Origin of the sequence: Mycoplasmopsis caviae, assembly GCF_024498215.1 — a bacterium.
Classification (GTDB): domain Bacteria; phylum Bacillota_I; class Bacilli_A; order Mycoplasmatales; family Metamycoplasmataceae; genus Mycoplasmopsis; species Mycoplasmopsis caviae.
Map to the genome: position 1 here is coordinate 563,211 of NZ_CP101806.1, position 26,283 is coordinate 589,493.

A 26,283-nucleotide genomic window follows, 5' to 3' on the forward strand; every position below is an offset into this window, starting at 1 on the left:
GGTTTCCACATCAAATAATTTAAAAATGTTATATAATTTTTTTATCAAAATTATAAGGGAGTTCTATGGCAATTAAATATTTACACAAAAATAATTACTCTGATGTTTGCGAATATGTTTCTCGAATTATTGAAGAACAACTGTTAATTAAACCTAATTCAAATATTGCGATGAATGCAAATGATGATCTTATTGGCATTTATGGGCAAATTGTAAATGATATTAAAAAAGGAAAATATAACTTTAATAAAGTTAATTTCTTTTTAACAGAAGAGTTGGCTAATGTAACAAGAAATAATGCTAATTCAGTTTTTAGTTATATGGATAAAAATATTTTTACCCCAATCAATATGCCACTTGAACAGGTATTTTATCCTCAAACATTTGCACCAAAACGTGATGAAGAATATGATCCTGTTATCTTTAAGAAAAATTCCTTAGACTTAGCTATTATTTTTTTAGGTAAAGGTGGCGAATTAGGTTACATTGAACAATTTAAAAATTTTAAGTCTGATTACACTTCTAAATTTTGACTAAGAGAAAATAGTTTAGCAAGTTTTAAAATAATGCAAAAAAATAAGAACCTCAATTCGCTTGAATTATATTCAATAGGTTCAGGTGCTCTCTTTAATACTAAGAAAATAATTGTAATTGCACTAGGACTTGGTAGAAGCAGTGTAGTTTATAAAATAATGAACGCAAAAATAATGGACAATAAATTTGCTGCTACTCTTTTGATGGAACATCCAGATGTAACTCTTGTTACTGATATTACCGCAGGTGCTCTATTGCCTAAAAGTATTCAATAATCAAAAATAATGACATCACCTGTCATTATTTTTTTAGATATTTTTGGTCAAAGATACCGATATAAGGTATATTTCTCATTTTTTCATCATAGTCAAGTCCGAAGCCTACAAGAAATTCATTTGGTACAACAAAACCGCTTTTGTCAGCATCTAATTTTACTTTTCGATTGTGTGGTTTATCTAATAGAGTAAGTATTTTAAATGACTTAGGTTTACGTGAAATTAAAATTTCTTTAATTTTTTCAAGTGTGATGCCTGAGTCAATTATGTCTTCAACTATAAGAATGTCTTTATCCTTTATATCTTGTGCTAAGTCCATAATGATTTTAACACTGCCACTGCTACTTCCGCCACCTGCATAACTTGAAGCAGTCATAAAATCAAGGGTGTGATCTACTTTTATATCTTTAATAAGTTGAGCTAAGAAAGGAATTGAACCTTTTAGTAGCCCAATTAAAATTAGGCTGTCTGAATTTTTGTATTCTTCATTAACTCATAGAGCCAGTTCTTTAATTCTAGCCTCAAGTTCTTCTTGTGTATAGAGAACTTTTTTAATACGATAGTCGATATCTGCTTTATTCATTGTACCTCTTAGATTTTGAGAAGTCATATGAGTCTATAATACTAATTGCTTCACTTAAAACTTCTTTATCACTTTTATTATTACTATTAATGATAACATAAGGAATATTAAATTTTTCAACTAATCTTATATAAAGTTTTTTATATAGTGAGTGAAGAAGTTTAAAGTATTCTTCATTCTGAGCATAATTGTTAACTTCTGATTCTCTACCACGAGATAAAATGCGTGCTTTAAAAGTCTTAAAGTCAATGTCAATAAAAATAGCTAGGTCAGGATTGTCTTCTGGATCAATTATTTTTTCAAACATAGCATCAAAGCCTGCTTGATATTTAGGATCTTTATCCATTAGAGTTACCACAGCAAAAACATAGTGTTCAATGTTAAAGCGATCTAGAAAAATATGATTGTCTTTAAAATTTAATTTTTTATCTTTAAATTTTGCAACTGTTTTTTTAAATGTATCTGATAAGCTTTCGATAATGTATGATTGAAAACCAATGTGAATATTAGGTTGCTTTTCATACATTCATTTTAAAAATGTATTAAAAATTGGATCATTTTCTTGAAATTCTTCTAACAAAATTGATTTCTTGTAATGTTTATGTAAGCCTTTGGCTAGTGTACTCTTGCCACTGCCTATCATTCCGCTAATACCTATAATCATAATTATCCTTTTACTTATTGTAGCGGTCCATTTTACTAAAATCGTAATTGTCAATTACTTCAAGAGCCTTTTGGAAAACTTGTGCTTCATTCATATTGTCAGTTTCAATAATGACATAATTTAAACCATATTTTTGTGCTTGTTTGATAAAAAGAGGTTTATAAAGATCATATAGTTCTTTAAAGTAGTCTTTATTTTTGTTTCAGTTCTCAACCTCAACTTCTCTTCCACGTTCAAATAGTCTTTTCTTAAATGTGTCAAAAGACATGTCAAGAAAAATGGCTAGGTCTGGAGTTTCGTCTTTTGTTATTAAATGACTAAATAATGCATCGTAACCCTCTAGATATTTTTGTCCTTTTGGTCTTAAATTAACATTAGCAAAAATATAGTGTTCTATGCTAAAGCGGTCCAAAAATAAATGGTTTTTGCTATGCTTATAACCTAATTTAGTAAATTCATTAAAGCAATCTGCTAACTTAGATGTATGGTTTTCAACAACATATGATTGAAAACCAATTGTTAAATTTGGTTGCTTTTCATAAAGCCACTTTAAAAATGTGTTGAATACTTCATCATCTTCATCGTATTCCTTTAACATCATTGAATTTTTGTAGTGTTTAACTAAATTTTTAGTTAGTGTGCTTTTGCCACTACTAATCATTCCACTAATACCTATAACCATAATAATTACCTCATTTCTACATATTTTTTAAAAAAAGTGAATAAAAAAACAATACAAAATAGATTCGTGTATTAATTATTTGAATGAATATTAAATAGTTAACTATTTGTATTGTATTGATAAGATTTTTATACTGTACTTGTTAGGTACATCAACTTCAACAGTTGAGCCTTCACTACCTTCCATAATAGCTTGAGCTACTGGAGACTCATTTGAAATATTGCCTTCCATTGGATTTGAATCATGGATACCCATAATTTTGACAGTAATTTCTTTATTTGTTTTTAAATTAAGATACTTAACTGTTGCACCAATTCCTGCTTTTAATTTACCACTTTTTGATTGATTTGTATCAATAACTTCTGCATTTGCTAAAATACCTTCCAATTCAAGAATTCTAGCTTCAACAATTCCTTGACGATCTCTTGCTGCATCATATTCAGCATTTTCAGAAAGGTCACCTTGTGCTCTTGCTTCTTTAAGCGCTGCTTGAATTTCAGGTCTTTCAACTTTAATCAAATGTTCGTATTCTGCTTGATATTTTTCTAACGTTTCTTTTGCTAATATGATCTTGTCTTGTTTTTTAACTGCCATTCATCCTCCCGATTTTTATCTAGTATTAGTTATTTTACATTAAATAGAGTTTATTTTTTATAAAAATAGCTGAATATTTTATAATTTTTTTGTACAACTTTCGATGTTGCATCAAACTTCTTTTTTATTTTAAGTAAAATTTATTTAAAAATGTATAGGTTATATTGAGAGTATTTAAGTAAAAGGAATAATTAAAGTTTAATTTCTTAGTAATTATTTTTACTAAACAAGTGGGCAAAATGAAAATTTCGTATGACAAAGTGTATTCTAAAATGATTGAAAAAGGTATAAACCAAAAAGAATTAGTAAGTAAGATGTTGCTTATTCTGTCTCGTTGTCAGTTTTATTGAATGAAAATAATGATTGTTAATTATCATCTTTTTTGTCCAACTTTCAAGTTTGTAAATATAAACAAAAATTTATTAATTTTTAATTATGATAAGTAAAAATGTAATTATTTGTTCAATTTTTAGGTTTGCCTTAATACAAGAATGATTTATGAATTAAATTTAGTGGAGAAAAATATGTATCTTATACCTGAACAACTTTTACCTAATAATCAAATAGAATATGCTTATGATACTTGCTTGACAAAAAAAGAAACAAAAAACATTTTACAAGATATTTTTGGAAGCTCATTATCAACTGAAAAAATTGAAGGCAAAGATGTTTTTATATGTAGTGGTTTAGATAAAAAAGTAATTCTCCTAACAAGTCAAATTTCATATCTGGGTAACCCACATCCTATTTATAAAAAACGTGTTCAGCTAAAAAAGTGATTTTTAGATATCTTTAACTATGCATCAAAATTTGATAATTTTGATGTTAAATTTATTGGTATTTATAGATACCGTGATAATGTTTTATTTGTTGATTTTGAAAAAGATAAATATATCAATAAAAAGATGCACAATTCTTCTGCTCATGTTTATACAAATGATTTGTACAAAGGCAATTCAAATGGTATATTTACAAAATATGACAAAAATAAGAATTTAATACATATAATTTCAAAGAAAAAATTTAAGGACTATATCTTGAATAATGAGAAACCTACAACAGAAGAGTATGAATTAATTGAATTAATTGATGACTTTAATAAAAACCATTTCGATTTCAATAAATGAATTGAAGTACAAAATGCTGTTTTAGAAATGAAAAATAACAATTTTCCAAAATGAAAAGAATGCGAATGACCGGCATTTTATTTGGAATACAAGTTTTCATGTTGAACAATATTGAAATATATTAACAAATACATAAAATATCTTAACAATGAGTTTAAAAATAGAAAATTAGACTTTGATATTTCCTTTCCGAATTCAAATTTTTTTGGAGATCTTAAAGCTAGTGATATTAAAAAGCTAGATGCTATGCTTAATGATGCTGAAAATATTGAATATGAATTAGAACAATACGGAAAATTATGATACCTAATTTATGAGCATGACACTATAAAGGATAAAAATTTAGATAATTATCCTTTTACAAAGAAAAGACTTGAGACAATTAGAATTTTCGAGCCAGATTATAAAAAAAGGTGAAGAACTTTCATATTCATCTCGCTTAAAAGCGAAAGTCAAATTTAAAAAGATGATGATTGTTGAAATAAATAAAGTTAATTTTGCTTCTCTTTTGGAAAAAATGACTCCAAATTTTCATCAACCCAATCATGGTGCATTAAGGAAACCAAAATTTAAACTTACAAAAGAAAATGTTAAGAACGCAATTATTTACACATATATTGCATAGTAGTTATAATAAGAGAGGTAGAAATGAAATTTAAATTTATAGATTTGTTTAGTGGCATAGGCGGATTTCATCAAGCACTGTCTTTAAAAGGTGGAGAGTGTGTTTTTGCCTCTGAGATTGATAAGGATTGCATTGACGTATATTATGAGAATTATGGTATTAATTCGAATAATGATATAACAAAAGTTGAAGCATCAAGCATACCTGACCACGATGTACTTTGCGATGGTTTCCCTGTCAAGCATTTTCAAAAGCGGGAAAACAAGAAGGTATAAACGATACAAGAGGAACATTATTTTTTGAAATAGAAAGAATTCTAAGAAATAAACACACCAAGTATATTTTACTTGAGAATGTTCGCAATTTAGTTAGCCATGATAATGGCTACACATGGTCAACGATTCAAAAAATATTAAAGGAAATCGGTTATAGATTAACAAGTGAACCACTTGTTCTTAGTCCACATCAATTTAAGATCCCGCAAATTAGGGAAAGGGTATATATTTTAGGCAAATATGATCCCGAAAATGTTGATAAACCGCTAAAAATTCATCTTAAAAAATTATTTTCTAAAAAAGAAAATTCAATTGAAGATATTCTTGAAATGAATGCAGATAGCGAATATAAAATAAGTAAATATGAGGAAGAAATACTTAATGCTTGAGATGAATTTTATAAAGGCATTGATGTAAAAATAATTGGTTTTCCAATATGAACTGAGTATTTTAAGAATAATGAAAATATTGAAATATATCCAGAATGAAAGAAGTTGATTATAAGAAAAAATATTGACTTGTATCAAAGAAATAAAACGTTTATAGACAAATGATTAAAAAAATATAATAATTTAGAATCGTTTGCCCCAACCCATAGAAAATTTGAATGACAAGCAGGAACAAATATCCAAAGTCTTTGAGAAGGCATAATTCAATTAAGGCCTTCAGGAATAAGAGTAAAGAAGCCAGATTGCTTTCAAGCACTTGTTGCTATTGTGCAAATTCCTATTATTGGTAAGTATAAAAGAAGACTCACAATTCGTGAGTGTGCAAGGTTGCAATCATTTCCAGAATCGTTTATTCCCTCGAAGAATAAATTGCAGGCCTATAAACAATTTGGAAACAGTGTTAATGTTGAGATTATTAAATTCCTATTTGATGAACTAATTAAAAATTAACCAACAAAACGTTTAATTACTTTGTTGGTTAATTTTATTTTCTGCTGGTTTAACTATGTATAAAAAACCACTTTTGACATAACTTAATTCATAGATAATTTTGCTAATTTTAAGATGTCTAGCAAGTACCTTGTAGCCAACTTTTGTGTTTGAATTTTGCAATACTACTAACATACCATTTTCTTCTAGAAGTGAGTAGTATGTATCAAATAACTCTTGGTTTGTTTGCTTAGAATTAATTGCAAAAATAAGTTTGTATCTTTGATTATTTGATTTAATTTGATCAAGTTCAATAAAATTTGGCTGAGTGCTAAAATATTGAGGCAATTCTAATACTGCTCTATTTCATAAACTAACATCCATATTCTTTTTTTCTAAACTTATTTGAGCAAGGGATTTATTTTTAAATAAAGCAGTTGGATATTCTAAATTTTGACCAACCAATAAAACATCCTTAGCATCATTTAAATATATTGTATTAATAAGGTTTTCTAAATCATAGTCATCAAGTTTACTTTTTAAAAATTCTTTGAGTTCTTTTGGAAATTCACCTAATTCTTCACCACGCAATTTAATTATTGCTTCATGTGCTCTTTGAGCTTCTTTGGTGCTTAATTCATTTCTAATTTTACGTGTTTTTGCAAGTAAAATCATATAGACAACAAAAGCAATAATTACAAAAATAATTGCAGAAGAAACTAGGCCAATTTTTACTTCCTTTGATAAATTTATTGATGCACTAATCATTTAATTTAACGCCTCCATAATTTAAGAACTCTTGCAATATCAAAACAGCAGAGATTGTATCCTTGTGTTGTTTTCTTTTTTTAATAGAAAGTTTAGCTTCTTTTAAAATGCTTGTTGCAGCTTTTGTGCTTCCATATTCATTTACTTGATAAATTATACATTCACTAAAAGTTTCTTTTAATTTGTGTGCAAATGAGTCAAAAAGCAAGGTTCTTTCACTACTTGTGCCATTAGATCTTAGTGGTTTTCCAACTACTAATTTGGCTATTTTATAGGTTTTTTGGTAATTTTTGATTTGCTCAATAATCTTGTCAAAATCACATTCTTCAAAATATATTGTTTCTAGTGCACTAGCTATAATTTCACTCTCATCACTAATGGCAAAACCACAACTTTTAGTGCCTAAATCTAAAGCTAATGCTCTCATTAAAGCAATTCCTTAATAATAGATTCAATGTTGTCAATATTGCTAATTTTACCTATTGAAATTATAGGGTTTCCACCACCACGCCCATTAGCTTTGCTTGCTATTTGTTGGAACAATTTATTACTATCTAGCACTTTTGAAGCAACTGCTAAAAGGATTTGATCTCCATTTTTTGAGCCCAAAATAATTACTGCATCTTGGTGTTGCTCTCTAAGTTTTGCAGCACTTATTTTAACTTGTGAACTTTCAACATTTAAGTTTATGTAATATGAATAATTTGAACCTTTGCTTAATACAACATTTTCAATATCATAGTTTATTTCACTTTTAACTTTGATAAGTTGTCTGATGTCTTCTCTCACAGTTTCAATTTGCTTTTTGATTGATTCATTTTCAATTTGAATATCATTATTAGGCTCAAACTTTGACACATATTTAGCATCAATGCTCTTTGCTTTATTAACTAAAGCTTCAAAGTCTTCTTTTAATTTCTTATTTACATCTTGGTAGTGTTTTTGAACATACTTGTGTGAAGTAACAGCGCGGATTCTAAAAATACCAGCTTGTTTTCTTTCGACATTTGTAATTTTAAAGTCTTCAATAAAACTCGTTTTATCAACATGTGTTCCACCACAAAGATCAGAAGTTACGCCATCAAATTTAACTATACGAATATTTTTAGCATCCATATATTCATATTCACTAATGGTCATAATAGCACCTAATTCTTTTGCTTTTTGAATATTTGTAACTATATATTCACGCTTAATATCTCTTTTAATTCAATTGTGCATTTTGTCTTCAATTTGTTTAATTTGAAGGTCACTTGGTTTTGAATCTGCTGGAAAGTCAAATGTCAAACGCTCAGCAATTATATCTGAGCCCAATTGCTCAATTTGAGGTCCTAATACCTCTCTGAGTGCACAGAATAATAAGTGTGTTGCAGAGTGACCACGAGCCATACCTGCTCTTATTTCTGAATCAACAAAGCACTCAAGTGCTTCCTTATTATTAATTTTTCCTTCAACTTTATGAATGTGATTACCAAATTTATCTTTGAAAACATCAAGGATCTTAATTTTATTTTTGTTTTGCAAAATATAACCATGATCGTGATTTTGACCACCACTTGTAGCATAAAAAGGTGTTTTATCTAAGAGTAAATATGCTTCCCCATTAATTGAGTCTACTTCTTCTTCACTATTAAATAATTTAAGTACTCTTGATTTAGATTCTAGTGTTGAATAACCAACAAATTCACTAACCTTATCTTTGATTAAAGCAAGCGAGTTAATTACTTGATCCATTCCACTTACTTTTTGACCTCTACTTAAATTGGCATGTTTTTCTTTTGCTTCCTCAAAAGCTTTCATATCAACTTTAATGTTTTTCTTAGCTAAAATTTCTACAGTTAATTCAATTGGAAAACCATAGGTTTCCAATAAATTGAATGCATCATCACCAGAGAAAATTTTGGTTTTTTTGTCCATAAATTTTTCAAGTAAAATTTTACCTTTTTCAATTGTTTGGCTAAAGGTAATTTCTTCTTCTTTAATTGCTGCTTTAACAACTTCCTTATCATATTCAAAAGGAAGTGATTCTTGAACTACATCAACCAATTTATATAAGAACAAACCCTTGATACCTAATTGCATTCCTTTGTAAATTGAACGTCTAATTAATCTTCTAATAATGTAACCACGGCCAACGTTTGAAACCTTAGCACCATCAGCTATAGCATTAGTTACTGTACGAATGTGGTCGGCTATAACCTTGAAATTAATATTGATCTCAGTTTGTGCTTTATTTTTCTTAAAATAATTTTCTACATCATATTTAAAAGTAGAAAACTTTTCAATTTCCTTAATAATATTAATAAACAAGTCGCTGTCATAATTAGTTGGTGCATCTTGCATAATTGATGCTATACGTTCAAGACCTGCTCCTGTATCAATATTTTTTTGCTTAAGTTCTGTATAATTACCCTCACCATCATTATTAAATTGACTAAATACAATGTTTCAAATTTCAATGTAACGATCGTTTTCAATATCTTTTTTAAGTAACTCAAGCCCGCGTTTATTATATTTAGGTCCTCTATCATAAAAAATTTCTGTATCAGGCCCACAAGGTCCACTTCCTACATCTCAAAAGTTAGTGTCTCTTGTCCCTGGAATTAAGTGAGATTCCTTAACGCCTTGGTCAATTCAATACTGTTTGGTTTCAAGATCCTCAGAATAATAGGTCATATAAAGTTTTTTAGGATCTAGTTTAAGTTCTTTTGTCAAGAACTCATAGCCAAACTCGATAGCTTCCTTTTTAAAGTAATCTCCAATTGAAAAGTTACCTAACATTTCAAAAAAAGTATGATGCCTTGAAGTAAGACCAACATTTTCGATGTCATTAGTTCTTATTGCTTTTTGACTATTAGTTAATCTGTTTTTAGGCGGTTGCTTTTTACCACTAAAATAATCTTTTAGTGTTGCTACTCCAGAATTTATTCACAAAAGTGAAGGGTCATTAACTGGAATTAGTGACTTACTTTCTACTCTTAGGTGGCCTTTAGATTCAAAATATCTTAGTCATTTTTCTCTTATTTCCTTTGATGTCATATTTACCTCTTTAATTTGCTTTTTGTTGAGATATTTTATTTAGCATTTCTATTAATTTTAAACCAATTACCTTAGCAAGTGCTACAGGAACTGCATTGCCAATTTGTCGATACATTGATGAGATATTACCACTAAAGATAAAATCATCTGGAAAACTTTGCAATAAGGCACACTCACGAACTGAAAGTCTGCGATCTTTGTTAATGTGAATTTCAGGCGAGGTTGCAGTAATTGTATCGCTTGGTTTATCTCAATTTGTAATTCTTAGTGATTGCTCAAATTTAATTGGTTTTTGAACAAATTCACAAACTGCTTTATCATATTTATCATCAAACTCAAGTAATTTTTTTAACTTAAGTCAATCATTTGCTTTAGGTATACTGCCCGAATTATTATCTTTTCTAAATCAATGGCCCGCAGTGTGTCTATAACCTAAAAGTTGGTCAATTTTAGCAGAACTAATTTTCTTTTTCATTTTTCAAAAGTTTAAATAATCACATATCTCTTCTTGCTTAACTTGATGAACTCGTGCAAAAAATGTATCGTGAACGTTATCTTTCGCAACATGGTTGTAAATAATTCTGTTATCAACTTTTAGTGTCTTATTAACTAAATTATTTACAATACCAACATTTCTTAAAAAGCCAATTGAATCACTAACACTAACATATGAATCTTTGTTGTGAGTAGGCTCAGGGAACAGATTGCTAACTCCACAGCGATTACCAATTATTATTACTCTTTCTCTCGTTTGTGGTACACCATAATTTGCTGCATTTAATAGTTTATAATCAACTTTGTAGCCTATTTTTTCAAAGTCACTAATAATCATTTTGATTACTTTACCTTCTTCCATACTTAAAAGGCCTTTAACGTTTTCAGCTAGAAATATTTTTGGTTTCTTATCTTTAATAATTCTTAAAAGTTCAAGGTACAGAAAATTTCTTTTATCTTGCATATTTCTATTTTTATTTGCGATCGAGAAGCCTTGACAGGGAAAACCACCAACTACCAAATCAACCTTATCAGCATTAATATCACTAGAATTTATTTTTGAAATATCACCTAAAACTATGTGAGTGCCTAAATTATTTCTATATGTTTCAACTGCATCTTTGTCAAAATCGTTTGCTCAAAGTATTTCAAAGCCTGCTTGAACTAATCCTAAATCCATACCACCGGCACCAGAAAAGAGCGATATTACTTTATATTTATTTTTCATATTGCTCCTAAACATAGTCCCTTTCTTTACCATTCAAGTATATTTTTTCAATAATTGCTCCGCCAATGCATTTGTCACCATCATAAATTACAACTTGCTGACCTGGAGTTACTGCCTGAGCTTTATCTTTATAACTTATTTTGACAAGGTTATTATCTAAAATTTGCATCTTAACTGGAATATCTTTTTGTCGATATCTAAATTTAGCACTTAAATTATCAATATTGAATTCATTTGTATTTAGATTTAAATGAGAACCTAATAACTCATCTGATTCAAGGTAACTCATATCAGAAGCAGGTGCTACATAAAGAATATTTTGAGCCACATTATGCCCGCAAACATAATGAGCCTCACTCATACCGCCTAAATTAAGCCCTTTTCTTTGCCCAAGTGTGTAATAGAAGCAACCCTCATGACTTCCAACTTCTTTTCCATCTTTAATGCTTATGATTTTGCCAGGTTGTGCAGGAATGTAATTTTGCAAAAATTTTGTAAAATTACGCTCACCAATAAAGCAAATGCCTGTTGAGTCCTTTTTTTCAGCAGTTATTAGATCTAATTTTTTAGCTATTTTTCTAATTTCTTCTTTTGGATAATTGGCAAGTGGCATTAACACTTTTTCTAGTTGTGCTTTATTAAGTTGTGCCAAAAAGTAAGTTTGATCTTTATTATCATCAAGTGCCCTAAATAATTCACCTTTTTCAACTTTTGCATAGTGGCCCATAGCAATGTAGTCTGCATTCAACTTATCAAATGCATAGTTTAGAAAAGCATCAAATTTAATATATTTATTACACAAGATATCAGGATTAGGGGTACGTCCGGCCTTATATTCATCGATAAAGTTTTGAAAAACATTATCTCAATATTCTTTAACAAAATCTACTCGATGAAGCTTAATTTTTAATTTTTTAGCTACTGCAAGAGCATCTTGGTAATCTTGCTCTTGTGGACAAATGTCCTGAGAAATATTTTCATTTCCTAAAAAATCATTATTAACATAAGAGTCTCAATTACGCATAAAAAGACCTTCAACATCATAGCCTTGTTGAAGTAATAAGTAAGCTGCAACAGATGAATCGACACCACCTGACATACCTAAAATAACTTTTTTCTTATGCATTTTACCTCTTATTAAATATAAATATTTAATATTATTTTTAAATTATACATTAATTTAATTTTGAATTTTCTAATTTAATATTCAAGATTTTTAGATTAATTTTGTCCTATTATTTTTAGGCTAATCAAATTATTTTTTTACATTTAAGACTGTTTTATAGACTTTTATGCAAAAATTAGAAGCGCTTCAAAACACTTCTAATTTTTGCTTGATTAATTGACAATAGTATTAAATATTTAATTTTTTCTTGTATGCATCAAGTTGTTTATCAACTTCATCTAATAATTTTGAAAAACCTGCAATACTGTCTATGTAATCATCAATGAACTTTACTAATTGCTCATAAGTTTTTGAATATTTATCAATTTCACTTGTTGCTCATTCAAATTTTATTGTTTTATATGTAACATCACTTTTTTGTTCTCCAAATTTCTTGAATTCTTCAAGTTGTGACTTAATGTACATTGTATGAGCTTCAAGTAATTTCTTATTAATTTCTGTTATTGTTTTACCTAATTCTTCTCCATTATAATTCTCAATTGTCGTTTTATCCATAAACCTGTTATATTCAGGAATAGATTTATATACATTCATAAACTTGTCTTTTTCAGTGTGCTTTGAAATTTTTGCTTCAAATTCTTCAACACTCCTTAGCGATGATCTTCAAAAATCTAAATCACGTTCATAATCTTTTTTAGCTTTTTCTATTTTTGTTTCTAGTGTTTTCAGTTCTTCAATTAAAAAATTGTTTAATGAAGTAAGTTTTGCCTTAACTTCTTCAGCTGATAAATTTTCAACATCTTTTAGTTCATGATTTTCTTTTTTGGTTATAAATTCATTCATAAATTGATCTATAACTTTTTTAATTGCTTTTTTGTCTTTGTTATCTTCACCATGTTTATCAATTTTTTTGCTTATTTCATCAATTGACTTCTTTGCATTTAGAACTATCTCAACATCTTTTTCAAATGTTTTAACAGCTACATTCAATTTTGTTTGTGCATTTTTATATGAACTCTCTTCTTGGTCATTCTTTTCGCTAACTTCCTTAGCTTGCTTAATACTATCAGTTAATGCTTGTTTAATTTTTATTAGGAATTTTTCACCTAGCACATTACTATTTTTTTCCTCAGCAACACTAATTTCTAATAACAATTCATTTTTAGCAAAATCAATTTTTGTAGCTTTAATTTGATTTTCAAGTTCGCTTTTTAATGATTTTATATCTTCTGTGGTTATGTTTGTTTCTTTTACCTTATCTTCTGTTTTTGTAATTAAAGTTTCTAACTTATTTAAATCTGTTCCTGGATATTTAGCTTTAAAATTTTCCTTCAATGACTTAGCACTTGCTACTGTTTCTAAAAGATATTTTTTAGCATTTTCAATTTCAAGATTTTGTTTTGGTTCAGTTTTACTTGAACAATTTGATGCAACAAAAGACATCGATGTTGCAAGCACACCAGCAGATGCCAAAAAGGTTGAAATTTTTATTTTTTTGGACATTAATAATTTCCTCTTTCTATTTTTTATATCTATAAAATTATATTTAATTTTTTTACAAATAATTTAAATGTGAAAAGCCTAATAGTATACCCGTTTTGTACATATAAAATTATTTTATTTGTTATTATACTTGATATTCAATAAACTATAAAAGAGAGTACAATATGTTTAAACAACTGATATTAAATTTCGCCATTATAACACAAATGCAAAATCTCAAAATTTCTAAAAACACTATAAAACAGCCATAAATGTAAATTTAAAAAATTAAAGTGTCAAAAAAAACAGATAATTATAATACCTGTTTTACTTACTTTTAACTACTAATTTTAATAATTCTGCATCAAAGTCATAATATTGATTTTCATCTAATTTATACTCAGTATCATAAATGTTTTTAAAGACACTTGCTACAATTTCCATAATAAAGTCATAGGTCATAATCATAGCCATAACATCGTTTTCACAGTATTCCTTTAATGAGTCAATTTTTGTTTCTCATGCACTATCACCAATGATACCTAATTTACGACTGATTGACTCTTCAAGTGCCATTGAACCATTCTGAATTTCAAGACTTTTATATGGTTTTATTATATGTCTTAAATTGAATTTGTTTTCGGTTATTATGTGTTCAATTTTTTTAATACTTGTCTTGCCTCATAACTCATAGATAAAAATTGAAAATCTATCATCATAATAATCCATCGCAAGATTTTCAACGTTGAAATTACTATCATTTTTCGAGATAGAAGTATACCTTATTTCATTATTTAAATTGTTTTTGTGAAAATCTGCTTGTGGTACATAGTTTGTCTTGAAAACATAATAATTTTTAGCTTCTGAACCACGATATCGTTCATCAAATTTAGATTTTGATATTGGTTTAAAGAAATCTAATAAATCAATTGTATTGTTATTAATATGATTAATTAACTTTTCTATTTTTTCCAAATTTAACTGTTTTGTAGTTAAATAATGCTTAATTTGTTCACTATGTTTATTATCCTTATGATAAAGTTTAATCAATTCTAGCAACTCTTTGTTTCTTGTATTTTCATACCCTTTATTAAAAACAATGTAATAGTCAGCTTTATTTGAATAAACTGAAATTATATTGTCTAATAGATCATAAATTGTTATATTTTTAGGATCTTTTACAATGTTTTCTTTGCTAACTATTTTGCCATTGACTGTTTCAATAATTGAAACCTGATGCGCAATTTGAATATAAGGATTTAAGTAATCTATAATTGGAAAAACTGAGCTAAGACCTTCATAGTCATATCAAATTATTCTTTTGTTTTTCTGATGAATAAGCGAAAGAATTTCAAAAACAAAAGAAGAAAAAAGGTTATGATATGATCTTTTTTCTTTAACTCTTTGTCAAAATTGATCTAAGTAATTTTGATCAAATGTTCCAAGACACTTGCAAAGTGCAGGAGAATATTGTAATTCATTTGGTGTAATTGCTACTCTAATTTTGTTAATCAGTTCTTTGTTTTTCCCATAATATAAGTCTGAATCAGGAAGCAATATTTTATTATTATGCGAAAAAGTAGGTTTACTTATATAATAAGCACTTATTATTTGACTAATAATATTTCTAAAATCACCAAATTTACTACTAGGATTCTTACTCATAAAGTCAGCAACAGTTTTCGGCTTAGATCTAGCTGTTGGTTGAGCAAAAATATCTTCCATTTTGGCACTGTAAATATAGTTACCTTTAATGCCTAATTCATTTTTTGATGAAAAATATGTTCCATCATTAATAGAATAACCTAATTCATTTCTTAATGTTTGTTTATTCATCTTATTTTTGCTACAACTTGAAGCATCAATTAAACGAAAATTTAACTTATTTTTTTTATATGCAATGCCATTTTGAAGATAATCATCAAAGATAATGTTTTTTATTTTCTCTACTTCTATGTTTGCAATCTTTGCAACTTGATAAAGATAATTAGCTTCCAAATAATCCTTATTTGTAGTTTTAGAATTCATTCTCTTAAAATAGATTGTTTTAGTTACTTTATCATAAGCAAATGGTTGAGCCTTAATAATAAACTCATCATTGTTTTCGCTTAAAGTTTTAAAAGAAAAGACAGGATTAATTATATGCTTAATTTTATCGTTTTTTAGTGCTTCTTGAGTATTTATAATTGCTTCATTTATGTCGCTAACTTTTTTGAATATGACTGTTTCATAGTTGTTTTGGACACACCATATATTCGAATTTAAATAATTTATAAATTGTTCTTCAACCTTATCATATGCAATTAAATTTGCTCCTTTAAAATCTCATGGAGTATTCTCTGCTTGATTTATAAAATTAGATCAAAAATCATCTTCACTTTCTTCATCTTCGTCATCTAAAAAGTCGCCAAAATTTAGTGAATGTACATTTTTAACAAGAGGTAAAGCAAAACCATTGGCATCCTCATTTTCTAGATCGCTTTCTAAAAAAGGATGTCAAATATAATATTTTTGTTTTGTATAATAGTTAAAATATTGAGAAAAATTAATAATTTTTTTAGTTGAACTCATAGTCCAAGTCGACCTTTCCTAATGATTTTCAACGGTCAAACAACTCTTTTCATTCTTCTTCATTATGGCATCTTAAATAATCAACTAAATCGCGATCTTTAACAAGATTATACTTAGGTGAAGTTCCTAATTGTGAATATCTTTTTCAAAATTCGATAATTACATTAGCATCATCTTCTGCCATTTTTTTATCAACTTTAAAAGGGTAGGTTGCAAAATATCTTTTTTTAATTGGAAAATTATATGGATCAGCATAGTCATCTTCCTTTAGAAATGCAGCTGCAATCATATATTTATCATATCCCAATAAAAATGCGTAAAGTTGTGCTTGTTTTTTGTAGTCAAGAGGAATTTTGTTGTTAGGAGCATCTCAGTCGATTTTCTTTTTTTCTTGTACTGTCTTAACTTCAACAACTATATTTTTTGATGGAATAAGACCATCAGGTACACCACCTAGAATATCATGCTTTCCTTTAAAATAATCATAATTAACTTTTTCCGCTTCTATATGAATAACTTCGGTTGGTTTTGAATTAGCAGGAACTTTACCTATTTTAACATCGCTAGCATGCATTTTGTCGAAATTTTCTTGAAGAAGTTCAAAAACTTTTGGTTCAATAGCAACCCCTGCATCGATATATTTAGTTTGTAATACAGGCATGCTCAATCTTGACATAAAACAAAATGCTTGAAACTTACTTTTAAAAGCATCAGTTTCTAAAACATTGCCAATTGAACTACCACCAAATTTTTTAAATCCATTAAAAGTACCTAAACTATTTAAAAGTGTGTTATGAAAATCAGCAGACAATTTAACAATTTGTCTATCTTCATCTAAAGTATAGTCTTGTCCATTATAGAATTTTCGTTTTGATAATTTTTTAACTCTTTTCATATTTACTCCTCTTTTATATTAATATTATGTATTTTAAAAACATAATTAGTATTAATATTATACAAACATAAGCAATGCAAACATATCTAATTTACTAAATAGTTTAATTTGAACTACAAAGTGAAAAAAATCTGTCATGCAATCTGACAGATTAGTTAAATTATTTTAATTTCAATGTTTTGTTTAAAAGCTTAATTACTTGTTCTTCATTGTCACACTCAAGAGCTTGTGAAGCTAATTTTTCCATTTGAGCCTTACTTAGTTGAGAAACCAGTTCCCTTGAAGCTAACACACTACCAGCTGACATACTAAATTCATCAAGTCCTAGACCTAAAAGTAAAGGCAACGCTCGTCTGTCGCCAGCCATTTCACCACACATGCCTGCTCATTTACCATGTTTGTGTGCACCGTCAATTATCATTTTAATTAATCTTAAAATAGATGGGTTAAGTGGTTGATATAAATAAGAAATTGACTCGCTCATTCTGTCTGCAGCCATTGAATATTGAATTAAGTCATTTGTTCCAATTGAAACAAAGTCAGCATACTTACAGAATTGATCGCTTAATACTGCTGCTGCAGGTGTTTCCATCATAAGACCAACTTCGATATCTTTTTTAGCAGCAACTTTGTGGCCTGCTTTTTTAACTTCTGCATAAGCTTCTTCATAAATTTTCTTTGCAGCTAAAAATTCAGGTATATTAGTAATCATTGGAAACATAATTGCAACTTTACCATATGCACTTGCTCTTACAAGGGCTCTAAGTTGAGTCTTAAAGATTTCTACTTCTTTAAGGCAAAGTCTAATTGCACGATAACCTAAGAAAGGGTTCATTTCATGTGGGAATGTAAAGTATTTAAGAATTTTATCACCACCAATGTCAAGCGTTCTAATAACAACTCTTTTACCTTTCATTCTTTCAACTACTTCTTTATATGCTGCAAATTGTTCTTCCTCTGTAGGTCAGTGGTCATTGTCCATATATAAAAATTCTGAACGAAATAGACCAACTGCTTCAGCATCATTATCAATAACTGACTCAACATCTTTTGGACTTCCAATATTAGCAGCTAGTTCAACATGATGTTTATCTTTTGTAATTGATTCTTTGCCTTTGTATTTAGCAATGGTTTCTAAATATTTATTGTATTTAGCTTCTTCTTTTTTATATTGTTCAAGTTCTTCTTTGCTTGGATCAACTATAACTATACCTTTAATTCCATCGATAACTATAACTTGTCCATTTTTAACTGACTCAAGAACGTTGTTTGTACCAACAACAGAAGGAATATTCATACTACGAGCCATAATAGCTGTATGACTTGTTGGTCCACCGATGTTGGTTGCAAAACCCTTAACATATTTTTTGTCTAATTGAACTGTTTGAGATGGACTTAAGTCATAGGCAACAATGACAACTTCTTTATCAATAGCAGTCAAATCTGGTTCTTCAATGTCATTAAGAATATAAAGAAGTTTCTTCATAACATCTTTAACATCAGCTGCTCTTTCCTTCATATAAGCATCATCCATATTTGAAAACATAGCAGCCATTTCTTCATAAAATGACTTGGTAGCAAATTCTGCACTTTCTCCATTTTCCTTAATTCTGCCACTAATTGTTTCTAGTGCTCAAGGGTCATTAATAATTTGTAAATGTGCATCAAAAATAGCTGCTTGTTCTTCATTTTTAGCTAATTTTTTAGTTGCTTCAGTCTTTTGTGATGCTTTTGCAACAGCATCATTATAAAGTTTTAATTCTACTTCAGCATCCTTAGCTTTTTCGCTAATATTAACTGGTAGTTCTTCAATTTTAAATACTTTAGCAATCGCAATACCACGACTTGCTCCTATTCCTTTGATTGTCATTACAACCTCCTATTATTAAATATAGTAACTAAATTATAATAATATAAAGGCAATAAACTTTATTAAAGTAAATATATGAAAATTAAATAAGTTATCGTTTCCACAAATTTAATATGATTGATTCTATGTATTAAAGTTCTTTTTTAAATTCTCTAAAAGTACTATTTTATAGGTATTTTTGATTAATGGCAATAGCAAAAAAATAAAAATCCAAAATATGGATTTTTATCAAATTTTAACCCTTTTTTCAGGTGCAAGATACATTTTGTCACCTTTTTTGATCTTAAATGCATTTTGAAATTCATCAAGATTTTTAGCTTGAATATTTGCTCTTAAATCCTTAGGTGCATGTACATCAGCAGCTAAAAGCATTTTGGCATATTCTGGCTTTTGTTTAGCTCTTCAAACTGTTGCTCAGTTAGTAAAGAAAGCATTAGATGAGTGGTCTTTTTCCTTCATGCTTGCTTCAAGTGCACATCTAATTCCGCCTGCATCCGCAATGTTTTCAGAAACTGTTAACTTACCATTACATTTTCCAAATTCTGAGTCTTGGTTATCAAATAAGTCAATCATATCCTTTGAAAGTTCACTGAATTTCTTAAAATCTTCTTCACTTCATCATGAATTTAGATTACCTTTTTCATCAAATTTAGCTCCATTATTATCAAATGCATGAGAAATTTCATGAGCTATAACAGCACCTATTCCGCCATAATTTGCAGATGAACTTTGGTCAAGTGAATAAAATGGTTTTGCTAAAATACCAGCAGGAAAAACTATATGATTCATAAATGGGTTATAGTAAGCGTTAACTTCAGCAGGTGACATACCTCAATAATTTTTATTAATTGGTTGTTTATATTGACTAAAATTAAACTCACTTTCAACAGCATTAAGATTTAGGGTATTTACTACTAAATTACCACCATGTTTATATGGTGTAATAACCATAAGCTCATAAAAAGGTCTTAATTCACTTGGATAACCGACATGAACACCTAAACTATTTAATTTAACAATTGCTTTATCTTTTGTTTCCTGTGAGAGTCAATTGTTGGTGCTTAATCTTTCTTGGTAAATCCTTATCATTTTTTGCACCATATACTCAACATTTCTTTTAGCTTCTGGGCCAAAATTTTCAAGCGCAAACTTGAGACCAAAAGGTATTTTGAAATATGAATAAGCAAGATAAAAAGCGCTTTTTGCAGGATTTGTAGCTTTATCAATTCCGCTTGTTGCACGAGCAAATTCACCACTAATAACTCTTGTTTTGTTATCTAAAAGATGAGAAAACTTAATTAGGTTTCTTAAATACATTCAACACTTAAATGACTCAAAAGTTTTTGCATTATAAATCTCGTTTAGAGCTTTCATAAATTTAGGATAAATAACAACAACTTTTTCATCAACTTCTTGCTTAACTAATTTTTGTGCAATTTCTTTAATATCAAAGATGCTTGAGCATTGACTAATTTCTTCAATACTGAAAGGATTGTAAAGAGATGGATAGTCAGCCATTTCAACTGCTGACATTGTATATTGAACTAATGAATTATCAAATTCAAGAGTTTTAGCAATAATGTCTTCAATAAGTTTTTTATCTTTGTGATAAGAAACAAGCAATTTTCTTGACATATTTTTGAATGCTTCTAAAAGTTTAGCCTTTGCTGGATGTTTATCATCATAATAAGACTTTTCAGGCAAAATTAAACTAGGTCCACTAAAGCCAAGTGTTTGTAATTCAGCATTTTTAAAATCTTGCATTACATCAAAGTCAAAAGGCAAGTGAAATTTTCTTAATTGATAGAATTCATAATTTTTGATTAAGTCATCTCATGATTTCATTTCTCAAATTTTATCTAAATATGGCTTAAGCGGTTCAACTTTTAGGCTATTTCTATATTTAAAATCGCTAGCCATTGAATATAAATTACTAAAATTTAAGATTGCACCAACTTCAAGCTCGCCCGCATCACGAGTTTTAACTAAGTCATTAGCCATCTTTCTTAAAATTCTCTCATTGCGATTATGAATTTCTAAAAAAGCACCAGTAGCACTTTTATCTCCTGGAATTTTTGCCTTATCTAATCATTTTTGATTTACTGCAAAATATAAGTCATCTTTAATGTTGATTTTTTTCATAAGTTTCTCCTTTTTGTATTAATATTATATTTAATAATTATTTTTAAGTTTAATAATTAACATTTAATTTTCTTTAACATTTGAGAGCATATATAGGCAAGCTGTTTCAGCTCTTAAAATTCTTTTTCCTAATGAAGTAATTTTGATGTTGTTTTTTTGAGCAAATTCTATTTCTTCATCACTAAAACCACCTTCAGGTCCTACTATTAAAATCGAGTTTGTTGGATATGAAATATTATTGCTTTCATTTTGTAAATTTTCATAAGCTAAATATTTGCTTTCATTTGGATAAGCGTTTACAATTTGTTTCAAATTCATTGGCGTTGTTAATTGAGGAATTATATTTCGAAAACTTTGTTCAGCAGCGTTTTTAATAATTTCGCCAAAACGTTCTAGTTTAGAATTAAATTCATATTTTAGGATTTTACTATCTGTATATTTAGAAACAAAAGGAATAATTGTACTAACACCTAACTCAGTTGCTTTTTGCAAAATTCATTCGAAGCGTTTTATTTTAATAATTGGTGCAGCTAGAATAAGAGGTTTATTAAACTCATTATTTAAATTTAATTTTTCAATAATATACGCTGTTTTATTCTTTAGTTTACACTTATAAAATTCTCCTTCATATGTACAGATAAATTCTTCGTTTTCAACTCGTGCAACCTTAATATGTTTTAATATCTGAACACTTAATTCAAAGTGTTCATTATCTATCTTTTTATCTACAAAAAATCTGTGCATTTAACTCCTTGATTTTAACCAAAACCACTGTTTTGCAGTATTTTTGGTTAAAGCATATTTGCTTGCCAAATATTTCAATTTATAATAAAATTTTATCAAAAAATAAAAAAGGGCGTATCTAAACTCCCTCTTATATCTATTAATTTAAACATCCTTAGTAATTAATGTATTTCTTCAAAGAAATTTGGAATTGCATCCTCATTTTCATCTTCAAAATGATGTGTTGAGTAATTCATTATTCTTGAATTAGCAACACTATTGGTTTGAGTATATGAATTTTGCATACTTTGTCCATAGTAATCATTAACATTCTTTTGTAATATCTTAGGTATTGCAAATGTTGATGTTTGTTGAATACTACTATTAAGATTTGAAGCAATTATACTTACTCTAAATATTTCTTCTCTTTCTTGAGTATCAATATATTGAATTCCAATAAATGTTTGAGCTTCTAAATTGTTTGTTAAATATTCATCAATTCGATTTTTCGCTGTTTCAATATCATCTAAACTTGCACACTTGTCACATTGAAACAATATTGCAACCTTTTGACAATTTTTGATATCTGATTGAAATAATGGAGTCATTAATGCATCATCAACAGCTTTAATTGCTCGATCTTTTCCAAAACCATTTCCAATTCCTATAATAGTTTCCTTACCATTATTTAAAACTTGACGTAAATCATTAAAATCTAGATTAACAAATCCAGTTTCAAAAATTATGTCCCGAATTATTTTTATTGAATTTTTCAATGTGTAATTTGAAACCTTGAAAGCTTCATTAACTGGTAAATTTCTGTAATTTTCAACCAATTTTTGATTGGAAATTACAATGTAACTATCTACAACTTTACTTAATTTTTTTAAACCTTCTTGTGCTATTAAGCACTTATGTTTTCCCTCAATCAATTCAAAAGGTGTGGTTACTACTGCCACTGTCAGGACACCCATTTTTTTAGCAACTTCTGCAATCACTGGTGCTGCTCCAGTTCCTGTTTCGCCGCCTAATCCTGCTGAAATAATAACAATATCTGTATTAGTGAGCAATGATTTAATTTCATCAATGCTCTCAAGAGCACATTCACGACCAACTTTTGGATCACCACCGGCACCAAAGCCGCGAGTACTTTTACCCAAAAGTAATTTATTTGGACACAAACTTTTAATCAAATCTTGTCGATCTGAGTTTGCGACTAATAATTCAACATTAGCTAAGTTTTCATCAAGCATCAAGTTGATAGCATTGTTACCAGCACCACCGACACCAATGACTTTTAATTTAACTTCTAATGATTCAGAATTTAAATCCATAGGTACTCCTTTACTTGTTTATTATTTCTATTTTTGGGCTCTTTGAGATGGTAATAGTCATGAAAACATTTTGGCTCAGAAACTTTTTGGTTTGTATTCTGGCAAATTGTTTAGTGTGTTAGCCATATCTTCACGATTGGTTTTTTGAGGACTAAGTAGGTTAATAGTTCCTAATATACTATTAGGTATGTTAAATAATGTTGAAACATTATCATTTAGTTTTGAAACATTAAGACTTGGATATAGTTGATTGAAACGGTCAATAAACATATCAGCATTTTTGCAATTTAAAACAAGTTCATCAATTTTTTGACCACTCTGGTCTAAAAATTGTTTAACTTTATGAATTGCCTGGTCAAAAAGTGATGTTATAAGCTTATGAGCCTTATAACCTTCGCTATCTTGCACTAAGTTTTGATAAATTTTTCAATTTGCAACAACTGCTTCAAGCAATAATAGTGACTCTTCTTTACTTTTATTCATTTCTTTCGAAAAGAAATTAATAAAGTTTTTAAAATCAATGCTAAGTTTTTCATAAAATGAAGTTTTACCATTAAATGAACCATTTACAACAAGTGTATTTCAGTCAAAATGGAATAAATAATTATATTTATCCTTTTGTTCAAAATTCCCACTTAATGCTTGCGATTCTAGTAAAAATGACTCAATTTTTAGTTCACATTCTTTTAGAATGTTAACTATTTTAGCAAGTCAAGTATCTTTTGAAATAATGAAAAGACCTTGATTAACAATTAATTTTTGAGCTTCTTTTTTTCAAGGAAAAGTGTTGTAATTTTTTATCTCACCATTATTAAGTGTTTGATATAAATATACATTTGAATTAATTAACTCAAATGTAGAACTATCATTTTGTTCATCAAGTCTGCTTTTTAATTCTTTATATACATTTTGGCCAATTGTATTTGAATTAGTATCAAAAGTTAATGATTGATTAATAAACTTTAAACTTTTGTATAGACTATCTTTAACAATAAATGAGTACTTAACTACATCATTTTTTCTTGTTGCTATTTTAGACTTCAAGTATTTTTTGAAATTTGCAATAAATTCCTTAATCTTATTTGCTTCAAGACTTTTGGTTTCTAGATATGTTTGAAAAACCAGAAAATATTTTGAGTTGATATCTTCTGTTACACTTACTTCAAATCTAGTTTTCTTAAGAGAGAAATTTACATAAATTTTTTTCATAATTACCTCCAAAATAGTCTTTTTAGCAAAAAAGATAGATTAAAAAAATTAAAAGCATTTTTTCAAAACTCTTAATTTAGCGCTTCGAGAACGCTTATTAAGTTCTAACTCATTATCAGTTGGAAGAAATACTTTTACTTTATATTGCTTCTCTTCATTAATTGGCATTTTTGCTGGTATCTTACTTTTGATTAGTGAACCAAAAAAGTGTTTAACGATACCATCTTCCAATGAATGAAAAGTTATCACGGCTAAAGATGTATTAGGTTTTAATAGGTCAATTGCATCTTGCAACATTTGCTTTAGTGAGTCAAATTCGCTATTAACTTCAATGCGGAGAGCTTGAAAAACAGCTTTATTAGGGTTTTTTAATTTTACTAATTTGGCTGGATAAGCATCTCGAACTATTTGAGCTAATTCTAAGGTGGTAGTTATTGGCCTCTTACTAATAATGGCTTTCGCAACTTGTTTTGCAAGCTTTACCTCAGCGTATTTTTTTAGCAAGTTTTCCAATTGAACTTCACTATAGTTATTAACTACATAATAGGCATCAAGTTCTTGCTCTTGATTCATGCGCATGTCAAGACGTGCATCTTTATTGTAGGAGAAACCTCTCTCATCATTATCAACTTGTGGACTGCTAATACCTAAGTCAGCAATAATCCCGTCAACCTGGCTAATTTTCAATTTCTCTAATTCACTCTTTATATTCTTAAAATCAGAGTGAATTAGTTGAAAATTAGTTGACTTTATTAAACTCAGACGCTTGCGACTTTCTTCTATCGCAAATTTATCTTTGTCAAATGCAATCAAGCAACCAGTTTCAAGTCTTTTCAAAATTTCACTTGAGTGACCACCCATACCTAGTGTTAAATCAACATAAATACCATCTGGCTTTATATCTAGTGCATTGATAGTCTCGCTTAATAAAACAGAAAAATGTTTATTTTCCATTTTATTTACCGCTTCTTTCAAGGATTTTTTGAGCTGCTTGCGCGATATCATTGTCTCCAAAACTTTGACAATATTGATCGAATTTTTCACTGCCTCAAAGTTCAACTAAGTTTCCTGAGGCGACAAAAATGGCTTCTTTTTGGATAGCAGCTTTGTCAAGAAATTGTTTAGGCACTACAAAACGTCCTTGGTTGTCAAGTTCGATTTCTTGAGTGTTGCTCAATCAAAATCTTCTAACAAAACGAGCATTTTGATCAAAAGAGTTTTGTTGGTTCAAAACTTCAACAAATTTGTTAAATTCGCTTTCGCTTCGAACTTCAACAATACCTTCAAGGCCGACAGTAAGATATATTTTACTTCCTAAATCATCTCGTAATTTAGAAGGCAGGGCTAATCTCTTCTTGTCGTCAATGTTTCTTCTGTATTGTCCAAACATTTTCCACTTCCTTCCACTATCCACCACAATTTTACACTATATTAATAAGGCGTACAAGAAAATATAATAATTTAATGGTTTTATTTTATTTTGTCCACCCTGTTTTTATCTTTTATTTTGTCCATTTTTAGGTTTCAATTATTATTTTAAAAAGGAGAATTTAAATTATGGAAAATCTTGTAATTAAAACCAGATTTCAAGCAGTTGATACAGGTAAAACAACTGATTATGAAGATAAAAAAATTTTAGATTTAAAAAATTCAACAATATTGAAA

At 28.4% G+C, this 26,283-nt stretch carries 22 protein-coding genes and 1 pseudogene; 4 read left to right on the top strand and 19 right to left on the bottom strand.

All coding sequences use genetic code 4. The features are described 5' to 3' along the window. The first annotated feature begins 65 nt into the window (after positions 1-65). The gene (locus NPA07_RS02630; protein WP_126118582.1) at positions 66-809 is read left to right on the top strand and encodes a sugar phosphate isomerase family; all 744 of its coding nucleotides are present in this window, start codon (positions 66-68) and stop codon (positions 807-809) included. Positions 810-834: 25 nt separating this feature from the next. Here the strand turns inward: NPA07_RS02630 and hpt are convergent, their stop codons facing one another. The 4 genes from hpt to greA all read right to left on the bottom strand — a co-directional run bounded on the left by hpt (position 835) and on the right by greA (position 3,332). After that, positions 835-1,392, bottom strand: a complete 558-nt coding sequence (gene hpt / locus NPA07_RS02635) for a hypoxanthine phosphoribosyltransferase (protein ID WP_126118583.1) — start codon at positions 1,390-1,392, stop codon at positions 835-837. Beyond that, complete coding sequence (locus NPA07_RS02640; protein WP_126118584.1) at positions 1,385-2,056, bottom strand: deoxynucleoside kinase; 672 nt, start codon at positions 2,054-2,056, stop codon at positions 1,385-1,387. The genes hpt and NPA07_RS02640 overlap by 8 nt, the downstream gene beginning before the upstream one ends. Before the next feature lie 10 nt (positions 2,057-2,066). Beyond that, positions 2,067-2,738, bottom strand: a complete 672-nt coding sequence (locus tag NPA07_RS02645; protein ID WP_126118585.1) for a deoxynucleoside kinase — start codon at positions 2,736-2,738, stop codon at positions 2,067-2,069. Positions 2,739-2,840: 102 nt separating this feature from the next. Continuing rightward, positions 2,841-3,332, bottom strand: coding sequence for a transcription elongation factor GreA (greA, locus tag NPA07_RS02650; RefSeq protein WP_126118586.1), 492 nt, complete (start codon positions 3,330-3,332; stop codon positions 2,841-2,843). 524 nt (positions 3,333-3,856) lie between these two features. Between greA and NPA07_RS02655 the strand changes: the two genes are divergently transcribed. The 3 genes and pseudogenes from NPA07_RS02655 to NPA07_RS05695 all read left to right on the top strand — a co-directional run bounded on the left by NPA07_RS02655 (position 3,857) and on the right by NPA07_RS05695 (position 6,258). Next, on the top strand, positions 3,857-4,921 hold the full coding sequence (locus NPA07_RS02655; RefSeq protein ID WP_256553309.1) for a hypothetical protein: 1,065 nt from the start codon (positions 3,857-3,859) through the stop codon (positions 4,919-4,921). 186 nt (positions 4,922-5,107) lie between these two features. Next, a pseudogene (locus NPA07_RS05690) lies at positions 5,108-5,676 on the top strand (DNA cytosine methyltransferase); the annotation flags it as partial. Between the two features lie 12 nt (positions 5,677-5,688). Next, on the top strand, positions 5,689-6,258 hold the full coding sequence (locus tag NPA07_RS05695; RefSeq protein WP_256553313.1) for a DNA cytosine methyltransferase: 570 nt from the start codon (positions 5,689-5,691) through the stop codon (positions 6,256-6,258). Between the two features lie 12 nt (positions 6,259-6,270). On the opposite strand, the gene NPA07_RS02670 is transcribed toward NPA07_RS05695, so the two are convergent. The 15 genes from NPA07_RS02670 to NPA07_RS02740 form a co-directional block, all read right to left on the bottom strand. Then, positions 6,271-7,005, bottom strand: a complete 735-nt coding sequence (locus NPA07_RS02670; RefSeq protein WP_126118589.1) for a BC85_0335 family putative methyltransferase — start codon at positions 7,003-7,005, stop codon at positions 6,271-6,273. After that, positions 6,998-7,432: a Holliday junction resolvase RuvX gene (gene ruvX / locus NPA07_RS02675; protein WP_126118590.1), complete on the bottom strand. Its 435-nt coding sequence runs from the start codon at positions 7,430-7,432 to the stop codon at positions 6,998-7,000. Before ruvX ends, NPA07_RS02670 begins: the two co-directional genes overlap by 8 nt. Next, on the bottom strand, positions 7,432-10,044 hold the full coding sequence (alaS, locus tag NPA07_RS02680) for an alanine--tRNA ligase (RefSeq protein ID WP_126118591.1): 2,613 nt from the start codon (positions 10,042-10,044) through the stop codon (positions 7,432-7,434). Before alaS ends, ruvX begins: the two co-directional genes overlap by 1 nt. Positions 10,045-10,054: 10 nt before the next feature. Next, on the bottom strand, positions 10,055-11,266 hold the full coding sequence (locus NPA07_RS02685) for a DNA cytosine methyltransferase (RefSeq protein WP_126118592.1): 1,212 nt from the start codon (positions 11,264-11,266) through the stop codon (positions 10,055-10,057). 7 nt (positions 11,267-11,273) lie between these two features. Next, positions 11,274-12,392 carry a tRNA 2-thiouridine(34) synthase MnmA gene (mnmA, locus tag NPA07_RS02690; RefSeq protein WP_126118593.1) on the bottom strand — a complete coding sequence of 373 codons (1,119 nt, stop codon included), beginning with the start codon at positions 12,390-12,392 and terminating at the stop codon, positions 11,274-11,276. 228 nt (positions 12,393-12,620) lie between these two features. Beyond that, entirely contained in the window at positions 12,621-13,895 is a 1,275-nt protein-coding gene (locus NPA07_RS02695; protein ID WP_126118594.1) for a hypothetical protein, read from the bottom strand. 306 nt (positions 13,896-14,201) lie between these two features. After that, a complete protein-coding gene (locus tag NPA07_RS02700) occupies positions 14,202-16,445 on the bottom strand; it encodes a UU173 family protein (RefSeq protein ID WP_126118595.1) in 2,244 nt (747 codons plus the stop codon). Next, positions 16,432-17,340: an MAGa7180 family putative nuclease gene (locus NPA07_RS02705; protein WP_126118596.1), complete on the bottom strand. Its 909-nt coding sequence runs from the start codon at positions 17,338-17,340 to the stop codon at positions 16,432-16,434. The genes NPA07_RS02700 and NPA07_RS02705 overlap by 14 nt, the downstream gene beginning before the upstream one ends. Positions 17,341-17,500: 160 nt before the next feature. Further along, positions 17,501-19,210, bottom strand: a complete 1,710-nt coding sequence (gene ptsP, locus NPA07_RS02710) for a phosphoenolpyruvate--protein phosphotransferase (RefSeq protein WP_126118597.1) — start codon at positions 19,208-19,210, stop codon at positions 17,501-17,503. A 225-nt stretch (positions 19,211-19,435) separates the two neighbouring features. Continuing rightward, the gene (locus tag NPA07_RS02715; RefSeq protein WP_126118598.1) at positions 19,436-21,352 is read right to left on the bottom strand and encodes a M13-type metalloendopeptidase; all 1,917 of its coding nucleotides are present in this window, start codon (positions 21,350-21,352) and stop codon (positions 19,436-19,438) included. Between the two features lie 63 nt (positions 21,353-21,415). Beyond that, on the bottom strand, positions 21,416-22,096 hold the full coding sequence (locus NPA07_RS02720; RefSeq protein ID WP_126118599.1) for a 16S rRNA (uracil(1498)-N(3))-methyltransferase: 681 nt from the start codon (positions 22,094-22,096) through the stop codon (positions 21,416-21,418). Positions 22,097-22,257: 161 nt separating this feature from the next. Next, on the bottom strand, positions 22,258-23,409 hold the full coding sequence (ftsZ, locus tag NPA07_RS02725) for a cell division protein FtsZ (RefSeq protein WP_256553067.1): 1,152 nt from the start codon (positions 23,407-23,409) through the stop codon (positions 22,258-22,260). 27 nt (positions 23,410-23,436) lie between these two features. Then, complete coding sequence (locus NPA07_RS02730) at positions 23,437-24,618, bottom strand: MAG3720 family protein (protein WP_126118601.1); 1,182 nt, start codon at positions 24,616-24,618, stop codon at positions 23,437-23,439. A 48-nt stretch (positions 24,619-24,666) separates the two neighbouring features. Beyond that, complete coding sequence (rsmH, locus tag NPA07_RS02735) at positions 24,667-25,572, bottom strand: 16S rRNA (cytosine(1402)-N(4))-methyltransferase RsmH (protein ID WP_126118602.1); 906 nt, start codon at positions 25,570-25,572, stop codon at positions 24,667-24,669. 1 nt (position 25,573) lies between these two features. After that, positions 25,574-26,008 carry a division/cell wall cluster transcriptional repressor MraZ gene (locus NPA07_RS02740; RefSeq protein WP_126118603.1) on the bottom strand — a complete coding sequence of 145 codons (435 nt, stop codon included), beginning with the start codon at positions 26,006-26,008 and terminating at the stop codon, positions 25,574-25,576. Positions 26,009-26,283: the final 275 nt, after the last annotated feature.